Genomic DNA, 12,811 nt, shown 5'->3' on the forward strand with positions numbered 1-12,811 from the left:
AGATGAGAGCCTGCATTAACAATCAACAGATCCGCCACCATAACAAATGCGTGATTCTGGAACTGCTGTACCGGCAAAAACGCGCCAATAAATCGACGCTCGCCCGGCTGGCGCAAATTTCGATTCCGGCGGTCAGTAACATTTTGCAGGAGCTGGAAAACGAAAAGCGGGTGGTGAATATCGACGATGAAAGCCAGACGCGCGGGCATAGTAGCGGCACATGGCTGATTGCGCCGGATGGCGACTGGACGCTGTGCCTGAACGTTACGCCCACCAGCATTGAGTGCCAGGTCGCTAATGCCTGTTTAAGTCCGAAAGGTGTATTTGAATATTTACAGATTGATGCACCGACGCCGCAGGCTCTGCTGTCCGAAATCGAAAAATGCTGGCATCGCCACCGTAAATTGTGGCCGGGTCGTACCATCAATCTGGCGCTGGCAATCCACGGTCAGGTTGATCCAGTGACCGGTGTGTCGCAAACCATGCCGCAAGCGCCGTGGACTACGCCGGTTGAGGTGAAGTATCTGCTGGAAGAGAAGCTCGGCATTCGGGTGATGGTCGATAATGACTGTGTGATGCTGGCGCTGGCGGAGAAATGGCAAAATAATTCGCAGGGACGGGATTTCTGCGTAATCAACGTTGATTACGGCATTGGCTCGTCGTTCGTGATTAACGAGCAAATTTATCGCGGCAGTCTGTATGGCAGCGGACAGATTGGTCACACCATCGTTAACCCGGATGGCGTCGCCTGCGACTGCGGGCGTTATGGCTGTCTGGAAACCGTCGCCTCGTTAAGCGCATTTAAAAAGCAGGCGCGGGTATGGCTAAAATCACAACCGGTTAATACTCAGCTTGATCCCGAAAAACTGACTACCGCGCAATTAATCGCTGCCTGGCAGAGCGGAGAACCGTGGGTCACCAGTTGGGTTGACCGCTCTGCCAACGCTATAGGATTGAGTCTGTATAACTTCCTCAACATCCTCAATATTAATCAGATTTGGTTGTATGGTCGCAGTTGCGCCTTTGGCGAGAACTGGCTTAATACCATAATTCGCCAGACGGGATTTAACCCGTTCGACCGCGACGAAGGGCCGAGCGTAAAAGCGACACAGATTGGCTTCGGGCAATTAAGCCGCGCACAACAGGTGCTGGGGATTGGCTATTTGTATGTTGAGGCGCAGTTACGACAGATTTGATGGTGTGATAACGTAAAAAGGCTTCCCGGAGGAAGCCTTTTTTCAACAGATTAACCGTTTCGCTTATGCGTAAACCGGGTAACGTGCGCAGATGTCGAGAACTTTACCTTTGATACGCTCGATAACGGCTTCATCATTGATGCTGTCCAGCACGTCACACATCCAGCCAGCCAGTTCTTTCGCTTCTGCTTCTTTGAAGCCGCGACGCGTAATCGCCGGGGTACCCACGCGAATACCGGAGGTCACAAACGGGCTCTTCGGATCGTTCGGTACGCTGTTTTTGTTGACGGTGATGTTAGCACGGCCCAGAGCGGCGTCTGCTTCTTTACCGGTCAGGTTTTTATCAACCAGATCAACCAGGAACAGGTGGTTATCAGTGCCGCCGGAAACCACTTTGTAGCCGCGTTCCAGGAACACTTCTACCATCGCTTTAGCGTTTTTAGCGACCTGCTGCTGGTAAGTTTTGAACTCAGGCTCCATCGCTTCTTTCAGAGCAACCGCTTTACCGGCGATTACGTGCATCAACGGACCGCCCTGACCACCAGGGAAAACGGCAGAGTTCAGTTTTTTGTACAGCTCTTCGCTACCACCTTTCGCCAGGATCAGACCGCCGCGCGGACCCGCCAGGGTTTTGTGAGTGGTGGTAGTAACAACGTGAGCATGAGGAACTGGGTTCGGGTAGACGCCAGCAGCAACCAGGCCCGCAACGTGCGCCATATCAACGAACAGGTAAGCACCGATGCTGTCAGCGATTTCACGCATTTTCGCCCAGTCCACCACGCCGGAATATGCAGAGAAGCCACCGATAATCATTTTCGGTTTGTGTTCTTTGGCTTGTTTTTCCAGATCGGCGTAGTCGATATGACCGGTAGCATCGATACCGTAAGGAACGATGTTGTACAGTTTACCGGAGAAGTTAACCGGAGAACCGTGAGTCAGGTGACCGCCATGCGCCAGGTTCATACCCAGAACGGTATCACCTGGTTCCAGCAGCGCGGTGTAGACCGCAAAGTTAGCCTGGGAGCCGGAGTGCGGCTGGACGTTAGCGTAGTCAGCGCCGAACAGTTCTTTCGCACGATCGATCGCCAGTTGTTCAACGATATCAACATACTCGCAACCGCCGTAGTAGCGTTTGCCCGGATAACCTTCAGCATATTTGTTGGTCAGCTGAGAACCCTGCGCCTGCATTACGCGCGGGCTGGTGTAGTTTTCGGAGGCGATCAGTTCGATGTGCTCTTCCTGACGTACTTTTTCCTGCTCCATAGCCTGCCACAGTTCGGCATCATAATCGGCAATGTTCATTTCACGCTTTAACATCCGCATCTCCTGACTCAGCTAACAATAAAATTTTTGGCCTTTATAGGCGGTCCTGTTGGACAACGGCGAACAGTATAACCGAATCATTGTGCGATAACAGGTCTTGACAAAGGAATTTACGCAAACGATTACCTTCAGGCTGCGCAAGGCTTTGGAGAATAAAGAGCTTGCAACCGGAAACGGATTTCTTTTCAGGTTTGTGATGCAAATTTTTCACTTCATCACATTCTTAATGAAAAACCCCAAAGAACCATTTACATTGCAGGGCTATTTTTTATAAGATGCATTTGAGATACATCAATTAAGATGCAAAAAAAGGAAGACCATATGCTTGACGCTCAAACCATCGCTACAGTAAAAGCCACCATCCCTTTACTGGTGGAAACGGGGCCAAAGTTAACCGCCCATTTCTACGACCGTATGTTTACTCATAACCCAGAACTCAAAGAAATTTTTAACATGAGTAACCAGCGTAATGGCGATCAACGTGAAGCCCTGTTTAACGCCATTGCCGCCTACGCCAGTAATATTGAAAACCTGCCTGCGCTGCTGCCAGCGGTAGAAAAAATCGCGCAGAAACACACCAGCTTCCAGATCAAACCGGAACAATACAACATCGTTGGCGAACACCTGTTGGCGACGCTGGACGAAATGTTCAGCCCGGGTCAGGAAGTGCTGAACGCGTGGGGGAAAGCCTATGGCGTGCTGGCAAATGTATTTATCAATCGCGAGGCGGAAATCTATAACGAAAACGCCAGCAAAGCCGGTGGCTGGGAAGGTACACGCGATTTCCGCATTGTGGCTAAAACGCCGCGCAGTGCGCTTATCACCAGCTTCGAACTGGAACCGGTCGACGGTGGCGCAGTGGCAGAATACCGTCCGGGGCAATATCTCGGTGTCTGGCTGAAACCGGAAGGTTTCCCGCATCAGGAAATTCGCCAATACTCTTTGACCCGCAAGCCGGATGGCAAAGGCTATCGTATTGCGGTGAAACGCGAAGAGGGTGGGCAGGTATCCAACTGGCTGCACAATCACGCCAATGTTGGCGATGTCGTGAAGCTGGTGGCTCCGGCGGGTGATTTCTTTATGGATGTGACAAACGACACACCGGTAACCTTAATCTCTGCCGGTGTCGGTCAAACGCCAATGCTGGCTATGCTCGATACGCTGGCAAAAGCAGGCCACACAGCACAAGTGAACTGGTTCCATGCGGCAGAAAATGGCGATGTTCACGCCTTTGCTGATGAAGTTAAGGAGCTGGGGCAATCACTGCCGCGCTTTACCGCACACACCTGGTATCGTCAGCCGAGTGAGGCCGATCGCGCGAAATGTCAGTTTGATAGCGAAGGTCTGATGGATTTGAGCAAACTGGAAGGTGCGTTCAGCGATCCGTCCATGCAGTTCTATCTCTGCGGTCCGGTGGTTTTCATGCAGTTTGCCGCGAAACAGTTAGTGGATCTGGGCGTGAAGCAGGAAAACATTCATTACGAATGCTTTGGCCCGCATAAGGTGCTGTGATTTGATATTGCCGGATGGAAACATCCGGCAACCCTGACGCGGTTTAAATCGCCGCGTCGTCCTCTTCACCGGTACGGATACGAATAACCCGTGCCACGTCAAAGACGAAAATTTTACCGTCACCGATTTTGCCGGTTTGCGCAGTGCGAATAATGGTATCTACACAGGTATCGACAATGTCGTCTGGTACGACAATCTCAATTTTCACCTTCGGCAGAAAATCCACCATATATTCCGCGCCGCGATACAGCTCGGTATGGCCTTTCTGGCGGCCAAAACCTTTCACCTCGGTGACCGTCATGCCGGTAATGCCGACTTCAGCCAGTGCCTCGCGGACATCGTCCAGCTTGAAGGGTTTAATAATCGCATCAATCTTTTTCATGCTATTCCTTGAAAAGGTCGCCTGTCTTCTGATCTGCTAAACGTAACACATTACGCCGATTCATTCCTTGAAATCGTTTGCATCCAGCTCGTGTCGGGAAAGCAGTTTATAAAATTCTGTCCGGTTGCGCCCCGCCATTCTCGCCGCGTGGGTGACGTTGCCTTTAGTGATTTGCAGCAGCTTGCGCAAATAGTTGAGTTCAAACTGATTACGCGCCTCAACAAAGGTGGGCAGCGCCGTGTTTTCGCCCTCCAGCGCCTGTTCCACCAGCGCATCACTAATTACCGGGGATGAGGTCAGCGCCACGCACTGTTCAATCACGTTGACCAACTGACGCACATTGCCTGGCCAGCTCGCGGTCATCAGGCGTTTCATTGCATCAGTGGAGAACGCGCGGACAAAGGGTTTATGTCGCTCTGCCGCCTGGCGCAACAAGTGATTTGCCAGTAGCGGAATATCTTCCGTGCGCTCCGCCAGTGCCGGAATTTTCAGGCTGACAACGTTGAGGCGGTAATAGAGATCTTCGCGGAACTCCCCGCGCGCCATCGCTTTTGGCAGGTCGCGGTGAGTGGCGGAAATAATCCGCACGTCGATATCAATATCGCGGTTGCTGCCCAGCGGGCGTACTTTGCGCTCCTGCAACACGCGCAGCAGTTTGACCTGCAAAGGCGCGGGCATATCGCCAATCTCATCGAGAAATAACGTACCGCCTTCCGCCGCCTGGAATAAGCCCTCGCGATTGCTGACAGCGCCGGTAAACGCGCCGCGTGCATGACCAAACAGCTCCGACTCCAGCAACTGCTCGGGCAATGCGCCACAGTTAATAGCAATAAATGGTTTGCTGTTGCGCGGGCTGGCGTTGTGGATAGCCTGGGCGAAAATCTCTTTCCCGGTGCCGCTCTGACCGTTAATCAAAACGCTAACATCTGATTGCGCCACCAGCCGCGCCTGTTCCAGCAAACGCAACATCAGTGGACTGCGGGTAACAATCGCCTCACTCCAGCGTTCGTCTGTGGCTGGCGCGGATTGTTCCAGTGCATCGTCAATTGCCTGATACAACGCGTCTTTATCAACAGGTTTGGTGAGGAAACTGAACACGCCCTGCTGTGTCGCGGCAACGGCATCGGGAATGGAACCATGCGCGGTAAGAATAATTACTGGCATTCCCGGCTGCACTTTCTGGATTTCAGCAAACAGTTGCATACCGTCCATTTCATCCATCCGCAGGTCGCTGATGACTAAATCTACTTTTTCGCGATTCAGTACCCGTAATCCTTCAGCGCCACTTTCCGCCGTGACCACGCTGTAGCCTTCGCTGGTCAAGCGCAGGCCAAGCAGTTTCAGCAATCCCGGATCGTCATCGACCAATAATAAATGCGCAGGTTTATGGCTCATCAGGGGTGACCTCACTGGTAGATGGTGCGGGCGTTTCGCTCTCGTGCGGTGTGTCCGGCGCGAAATTTCCGGTCGGTTTGCGGGTCGAGAGCTGACGTTCAATATCGGTCAGGTTTTCCAGCTTGCGAGTGGTGAGTTCCAGTTGTTGCTGTAGAAAGTGATGCTGCTGGCGCAAAGTATCCAGCTCGCTGTCGCTGGACTGCTGGAGTTTACTGTAGCGTTGGCGCTCTTGTGCCAGTTGCAATTGTAACGCCTGATCGTCGCGCCAGAGTTGATACAGCGGGCGAACCTGCGCCGGGATCTCGGTGCTTAACGCGTCTATGCGCGCGACCATCTGGCGACGCTCATACGGCGTGATTTTAGCGTCGGCCAGCAAAATCCCCTGTTTAAAGGTATTTTGCCAGCTGCCATCGCCATACTTACGGGCTTGCTGGCGCGACTGCGCTGGCATTAAACGGTTGGCGCAATCCATCGCCCGTAGCCAGTAAAGAGGATTAGTTTCGGTTGATTTACCTTGCAGCGCCCAGATGTCGCTACATTCGGTAGAAAGATAATCAGCCAGTTGATAAACCGGAATTTTTTCTTGTGCTGACGTATCTATGGCTGGCTTATCGTGACTCTGCACACAACCCAGCAACGCCAGACAAGGCAACCCCGCCAGCCACAGCCGTCGGGGCAATAATCGTTGAAAAATGTGTCGCATATTCACCAGACTTAGAGCCTTTCCCAGTAGGCGTAATCGTTGCAGGCAGTTTGGACACGGACAGCGCGGAGAAACCGGAGCGTACACGTAGTACGTGAGGATTTCGAGCACCGCCCGGAGCCAAACTGGCAAATAAAATAGCCTGATGGGATAGGCTCTTAACATTATTTCGTGTTTTTCGACGACGGTAATTCAATGCGGAAACAAACATCTTGCCCGCTCTCGTCGACCAGATACAGTTCCCCCTGCATACGGCGAATACAATCCCTGGCAATGCTTAATCCCAGACCGCTGCCCTTCACCGCCCCTTTTCGCTGGTGGCTTCCCTGAAAAAAGGGTTCGAAGATCATGGCGCGCTCCTCTTGCGGAATGGGCGTGCCTGTATTGATGACATCAATATAAACCCGCGCACCATGTAAACTACTGCGAAGGCAAATGTTACCGGATTCAGCCCCGTAGTGCACCGCATTGGAGTAAAGATTATCCAGTACGCTCATCAGCAACATTGGCGCCGCCAGGCAAGTTGTTGCTTTGAGATCGACGTCGGTATGCATCATTTTAGCCCGTGCTGGCAAGCTGTGAGCGGAAACCACCATCTCTACCAGCGGTGCCAGCTCTACGTTCTCCAGCTCCACCGCGCCGTCCGCCTGTTTACGGTTGTAATCAAGCAGTTGTTCGATCAGTTTTTGCAAATTGCGGCTACTGCTATCAAGAATGCTCACCACCTCTTTTTGCTCTGGCGTAAGCGGCCCGACAACCTGGTCAGCCAGTAATTCCGTGCCCTCGCGCATACTCGCCAGCGGCGTTTTTAATTCATGAGATAAATGACGTAAGAACTGGTGCCGCTGGGATTCCAGCCATGACAGGCGCTCGCTTAACCAAAGAATACGTTGCCCAACCGAGCGTAATTCACTCGGTCCACTGAACGAAACGCTATTGCCCAGTGAGCGCCCCTCCCCCAGACGGTTGATCATCCGTTCAATATTTTTCACCGGGCCGATAATCATCCGCGTGAAAAGCAACACCATCACCAGACTCACCAGAAATAGCACCAGCGACTGCCAACCAAAATATTGCCCACGTTCGGCGATTTCGCGTTGTAACTGCTGCCCGCGAGAGAACACCACAGTGCGAGTGGCTTGTACCATTTCGGTATTGGCATTGGCGAAGGCTTCCAGACGCGCGGCGGCGGCAGCATCAGGACCGCTGTTGTTACACTGAAGTTGAGCCAGATTATTCAAATCCTGACGCAATGCCTGGTAAAGTTTATCGTCCGGCAGCACACCTGCGTGGGCATCGAGCATTTCGCTGTAACGCTTGCGCTGGCTTTGATAAACCTTCGCAAGCGTAGGGTCGTCCAGCACGCAATACTGACGGTAGCTACGCTCCATCTCCAGCGCCGCGTTGGTCATCGCTTCACTGCGCCGGGCATCGATAAGCGTAGTGCGGTTAACCAGCGCCGCCTGATCGCTAAGCGCATTCAGGCTTTGCCAGGCTTGCCATGCCAGTACCAACAGAGGGAGCAAAATGAGCAAGAATGCCAGCATTACCAGTTGTCGTAATGAGCGGGGAAAAACGGGCCAGCGTTTCAAGGTGTTACTCTCGTCAGACGCGAATAGAGTGATGCTAACCGAGGGGACGTTCAGATACAACAAAGCCGGGAATTACCCGGCTTTGTTGTGGAATAAGGCGGTGCCTAACTCGACGTTTCGCCCGATGGTTGATATAGCTAAGCTGATATCAGAAGTTGGACGGCAGGCACCTTGTTGTGCGTCATTCTAATTTTATGTAGCACGTCCCGAAGGGGCTGACATAAGCGGATGAATGAGCCACTGGTTATTATTATGCAGTAACTGTGCCAATAAATAAAATGGTTTGATAACGTACTGATAAAGCGTGAGTTTGATGGATTAATGGCTGCCCCACTGTTTGGCTATAAATCAGCCACTGTGTCGCTTAAAAGAGACATCTGAAGCTAAAATTATTCGTTTTAAATTAAATCAATAAGTTAAGTGTCACCTATAAGCGACACGATAACTCACACATTGTCGTGATTTACAGACACAAAAAAGCTCCCGGAGCTGGGAGCTTATAACTGTTGGCTAAGTGGTTGTGTAATGCCGGATGCGGCGTAAACGCTTTATCCGGCCTACAAAATCTTGCGAATTCAATATATTGCAAAACTAACCGAGCCAACCAGGTAAGCATAGCGCATCAGGCGATGCGCATATTGCCCGATACCTTAACCCAACTGCTTACGTGCATTGCGGAAAATGCGCATCCATGGACCATCCTCGCCCCAGTTTTCAGGATGCCAGGAGTTGCTGACAGTACGGAAAACACGTTCCGGGTGCGGCATCATAATGGTAACTCGACCGCTTTCAGTCGTAACCGCCGTAATACCGTTCGGGGAACCGTTCGGGTTAGCCGGGTAAGTTTCGGTGACCTTGCCGAAGTTATCGACATAGCGCAGTGCCACCAGCCCTTTACTTTCCAGTGCTGCCAGATGCGCCGCATCGCGTACTTCAACACGCCCTTCACCGTGAGAAACGGCAATCGGCATCTGTGAACCCACCATCCCCTGCAACAGCAGCGACGGGCTTTGGGTTACTTCTACCAGGCTGAAACGCGCTTCAAAGCGATCGGAGGTGTTACGCACAAAACGTGGCCACAACTCGCTACCCGGGATCAGTTCACGCAGATTAGACATCATTTGGCAACCGTTACATACCCCCAGCGCCAGCGTTTGCGGACGGTGGAAGAAGGTTGCAAACTCATCGCGTACACGATTATTGAACAGGATTGATTTCGCCCAACCTTCACCGGCACCCAGCACATCACCGTAGGAGAAACCACCGCACGCGACCAGGGCGTGGAAATCCTCCAGGCCAGTGCGTCCAGCCAGCAGGTCGCTCATATGCACGTCGATAGCATCGAAGCCCGCACGGTGGAACGCTGCCGCCATTTCCACATGCGAGTTCACGCCCTGCTCACGCAGTACGGCAACTTTCGGGCGCGCACCAGTGGCAATAAACGGTGCTGCCACATCTTCGTTGATATCGAACGACAATTTCACATTCAGCCCCGGATCGGCGTCATTAGATTTCGCCTGATGCTCCTGATCGGCACACTCCGGGTTGTCACGCAGGCGCTGCATCTGCCAGGTGGTTTCTGCCCACCAGACACGCAACGTAGTACGGCTTTCGCTGAATACAGCCTGCCCGTTGGCGGTAATCACAAAACGGTCTCCAGATACCGCCTGGCCGACATAATGGACGCAATCAGCAAGGCCATACTGTGCCAGTACGGCTTCGACCGCTTCACGGTCAGCGGCACGTACCTGAATCACTGCCCCCAGCTCTTCGTTAAACAACGCCGCCAGGCGATCGTCACCCAGAGTGGCGATATCCGCTTCAATACCGCAATGACCGGCAAACGCCATTTCCGCCAGCGTCACCAGCAGGCCACCGTCAGAGCGGTCGTGGTACGCAAGCAGTTTACGCTGTGCAACCAGCGCCTGAATCGCGTCATAGAAGCCTTTCAGTTGCGCGACGTCACGCACATCTGCCGGTTTGTCGCCAAGCTGACGATAAACCTGCGCCAGCGCCGTTGCGCCCAGCGCGTTATTGCCTTTGCCCAAATCAATCAGCAGCAGTGCGTTATCTTCGGTAGAAAGCTGCGGCGTGATGGTGTGACGCACATCTTCCACGCGGGCAAATGCAGAAATGACCAGTGACAGCGGCGACGTCATTTCGCGTTCTTCGTTACCTTCCTGCCAGCGGGTTTTCATCGACATGGAGTCTTTACCCACCGGGATCGTCAGGCCCAGCGCCGGGCAAAGCTCTTCACCCACCGCTTTTACGGCTTCATACAGACCCGCATCTTCGCCAGGATGACCTGCAGCCGCCATCCAGTTGGCGGAAAGTTTGATGCGTTTGATATCGCCAATCTGCGTAGCGGCGATGTTGGTTAACGCTTCACCAACTGCCAGACGGGCAGAGGCGGCGAAATCCAGCAGCGCAACCGGCGCACGTTCGCCAATTGCCATCGCTTCACCGTAGTAGCTGTCGAGGCTGGCGGTAGTGACCGCGCAGTTAGCGACCGGCACCTGCCACGGACCCACCATCTGATCGCGCGCCACCATGCCGGTTACGCTGCGGTCGCCAATGGTCACAAGGAAGGTTTTCTCTGCCACAGTCGGCAGATGCAGCACGCGTTTCACCGCGTCAGCAATGGTGATCCCTTCACGAGCCAGCGCATCGCCCTTCGCTTTCAGCGTTTGTACATCGCGGGTCATCTTCGGCGTTTTGCCAAGCAGCACGTCCAGCGGCAGATCGATTGGCTGATTATCAAAATGACGATCGTGCAGAGAAAGATGCAGTTCTTCGGTCGCTTCACCAATCACCGCGTATGGCGCACGTTCACGTTTACACAATTCGTCAAACAGCGGTAACTGATCGGCTGCAACCGCCAGCACGTAGCGTTCCTGGGATTCGTTACACCAGATTTCCAGCGGGCTCATGCCCGGTTCATCGCTCAGAATATCGCGCAGTTCGAATTTACCACCGCGTCCGCCGTCGCTCACCAGTTCCGGCATAGCGTTAGAAAGACCGCCCGCGCCAACGTCATGGATAAACAGAATTGGGTTGGCATCACCCAACTGCCAGCAACGGTCGATCACTTCCTGGCAACGACGCTCCATCTCCGGGTTATCGCGCTGTACGGAAGCAAAATCGAGGTCGGCATCAGACTGACCAGACGCCATGGAAGACGCCGCGCCGCCGCCAAGGCCGATGTTCATTGCCGGGCCGCCGAGAACGACCAGCTTCGCGCCGACGTTGATCTCACCTTTTTGTACGTGATCGGCGCGAATATTGCCGATCCCGCCCGCCAGCATGATCGGTTTGTGATAACCGCGCAGCTCTTCGCCGTTGTGGCTGTTCACTTTTTCTTCATACGTACGGAAATAGCCGTTCAGTGCCGGACGACCAAATTCATTGTTAAACGCCGCGCCGCCCAGCGGGCCTTCGGTCATGATATCCAGTGCAGTAACAATACGTTCAGGCTTACCGAAATCTTCTTCCCACGGCTGTTCAAAGCCAGGGATACGCAGGTTGGATACGGAGAAACCGACCAGGCCGGCTTTCGGCTTCGCGCCGCGTCCGGTTGCGCCTTCATCACGGATTTCGCCGCCGGAACCAGTCGCCGCGCCCGGCCACGGAGAAATCGCCGTCGGGTGGTTGTGGGTTTCTACTTTCATCAGGATGTGCGCCGGTTCCTGATGATAGTCGTAGCGACCTGTTTCGTGGTCAGCAAAGTAGCGGCCCACTTCAGAACCTTCCATTACGGCGGCGTTATCTTTATAAGCAGAGAGAACGTGATCCGGCGTGGTTTCGAAGGTGTTTTTGATCATCTTGAACAGCGATTTCGGCTGCTGTTCACCGTCAATAATCCAGTCTGCGTTAAAAATCTTATGACGGCAGTGCTCAGAGTTCGCCTGGGCGAACATATAAAGCTCTATGTCGTTCGGGTTACGACCAAGCTTCGTGAAAGCATCCTGCAGATAGTCAATTTCATCTTCCGCCAGTGCCAGGCCAAGACGCAGGTTAGCGTCGATTAGCGCCTGACGCCCCTGCCCCAGCAAATCAACGCTGGTAACCGGAGTCGGTTGATGATGAGCAAACAGCTGCTCTGCATCATCTAAAGCGAAAAAGACCGTTTCCATCATGCGGTCGTGCAGTTCAGCGGTAACCTGCTGCCATTGGTCATTGGTCAGCGTACCGGCTTCTACATAGTAAGCAACGCCGCGCTCAAGGCGGTTTACCTGTTGCAGCCCGCAGTTATGGGCGATATCGGTCGCTTTCGAAGACCAGGGAGAGATGGTGCCTGGACGCGGGGTCACCAGCAGGAGTTTACCTTGCGGGGCGTGGCTGGCGAGTGCCGGGCCATATTTCAGCAGGCGTTCAAGTTGTGCGTGCTCATCATCGTTTAACGGCGCATTGAGGTCAGCAAAATGGACATACTCGGCGTAAATGTTGTGAACCGGGAGCCTGGCAGCCTGAAAACGTGCCAGCAGTTTGTTGATTCGGAATGCCGACAATGCAGGCGAACCACGCAGAATTTCCATCATAAGTCTCTCGTCTTCTAAGCTTTCGGTGTACCCAAGGGGGGGAAACGGGCGTCATTATAAAGAATCTGATGCGCTGACGAAACCGTTTGCGTGGAAATAAAATCGCCCTCATGAATTAGCAACGCGTGCCGCCAATCTCTGTAATAAGTTGCCAACTGGCGCAAGTTTAC

8 protein-coding genes are annotated in these 12,811 nt (G+C 53.3%); 2 read left to right on the forward strand and 6 right to left on the reverse strand.

Annotation, left to right across the window (positions count from 1 at the left end):
• Positions 1 to 2 precede the first annotated feature (2 nt).
• Entirely contained in the window at positions 3 to 1,196 is a 1,194-nt protein-coding gene (locus tag RGV86_RS06800) for an ROK family protein (protein WP_010344299.1), read from the forward strand.
• A gap of 63 nt (positions 1,197 to 1,259) precedes the next feature.
• Here the strand turns inward: RGV86_RS06800 and glyA are convergent, their stop codons facing one another.
• Positions 1,260 to 2,513 carry a serine hydroxymethyltransferase gene (gene glyA, locus RGV86_RS06805; RefSeq protein ID WP_000919159.1) on the reverse strand — a complete coding sequence of 418 codons (1,254 nt, stop codon included), beginning with the start codon at positions 2,511 to 2,513 and terminating at the stop codon, positions 1,260 to 1,262.
• Between the two features lie 327 nt (positions 2,514 to 2,840).
• Here glyA and hmpA point away from each other — a divergent pair, with 327 nt between their 5' ends.
• Positions 2,841 to 4,031: an NO-inducible flavohemoprotein gene (gene hmpA / locus RGV86_RS06810; RefSeq protein WP_085461022.1), complete on the forward strand. Its 1,191-nt coding sequence runs from the start codon at positions 2,841 to 2,843 to the stop codon at positions 4,029 to 4,031.
• Between the two features lie 43 nt (positions 4,032 to 4,074).
• Here hmpA and glnB read toward each other — a convergent pair whose 3' ends face one another.
• The 5 genes from glnB to purL all read right to left on the reverse strand — a co-directional run bounded on the left by glnB (position 4,075) and on the right by purL (position 12,641).
• A complete protein-coding gene (gene glnB, locus RGV86_RS06815) occupies positions 4,075 to 4,413 on the reverse strand; it encodes a nitrogen regulatory protein P-II (protein WP_000717694.1) in 339 nt (112 codons plus the stop codon).
• A 60-nt stretch (positions 4,414 to 4,473) separates the two neighbouring features.
• The gene (gene glrR / locus RGV86_RS06820) at positions 4,474 to 5,808 is read right to left on the reverse strand and encodes a two-component system response regulator GlrR (RefSeq protein WP_000018522.1); all 1,335 of its coding nucleotides are present in this window, start codon (positions 5,806 to 5,808) and stop codon (positions 4,474 to 4,476) included.
• Positions 5,798 to 6,511, reverse strand: coding sequence for a two-component system QseEF-associated lipoprotein QseG (qseG, locus tag RGV86_RS06825; protein ID WP_085461024.1), 714 nt, complete (start codon positions 6,509 to 6,511; stop codon positions 5,798 to 5,800). The genes glrR and qseG overlap by 11 nt, the downstream gene beginning before the upstream one ends.
• 164 nt (positions 6,512 to 6,675) lie before the next feature.
• Complete coding sequence (qseE, locus tag RGV86_RS06830) at positions 6,676 to 8,103, reverse strand: two component system sensor histidine kinase QseE/GlrK (RefSeq protein ID WP_024212405.1); 1,428 nt, start codon at positions 8,101 to 8,103, stop codon at positions 6,676 to 6,678.
• A 650-nt stretch (positions 8,104 to 8,753) separates the two neighbouring features.
• On the reverse strand, positions 8,754 to 12,641 hold the full coding sequence (gene purL / locus RGV86_RS06835; protein WP_000970149.1) for a phosphoribosylformylglycinamidine synthase: 3,888 nt from the start codon (positions 12,639 to 12,641) through the stop codon (positions 8,754 to 8,756).
• Between the last annotated feature and the right edge of the window lie 170 nt (positions 12,642 to 12,811).

The organism is Escherichia ruysiae (assembly GCF_031323975.1).
GTDB classification, from domain to species: Bacteria; Pseudomonadota; Gammaproteobacteria; order Enterobacterales; family Enterobacteriaceae; genus Escherichia; species Escherichia ruysiae.

Bases quoted from the DNA above. Each gene is read 5' to 3' on its own strand.
- glnB (WP_000717694.1), bottom strand. From the start codon at position 4,413: ATGAAAAAGATTGATGCGATTATTAAACCCTTCAAGCTGGACGATGTC.
- qseG (WP_085461024.1), bottom strand. From the start codon at position 6,511: ATGCGACACATTTTTCAACGATTATTGCCCCGACGGCTGTGGCTGGCG.
- glyA (WP_000919159.1), bottom strand. From the start codon at position 2,513: ATGTTAAAGCGTGAAATGAACATTGCCGATTATGATGCCGAACTGTGG.
- purL (WP_000970149.1), bottom strand. From the start codon at position 12,641: ATGATGGAAATTCTGCGTGGTTCGCCTGCATTGTCGGCATTCCGAATC.
- RGV86_RS06800 (WP_010344299.1), top strand. From the start codon at position 3: ATGAGAGCCTGCATTAACAATCAACAGATCCGCCACCATAACAAATGC.
- hmpA (WP_085461022.1), top strand. From the start codon at position 2,841: ATGCTTGACGCTCAAACCATCGCTACAGTAAAAGCCACCATCCCTTTA.
- glrR (WP_000018522.1), bottom strand. From the start codon at position 5,808: ATGAGCCATAAACCTGCGCATTTATTATTGGTCGATGACGATCCGGGA.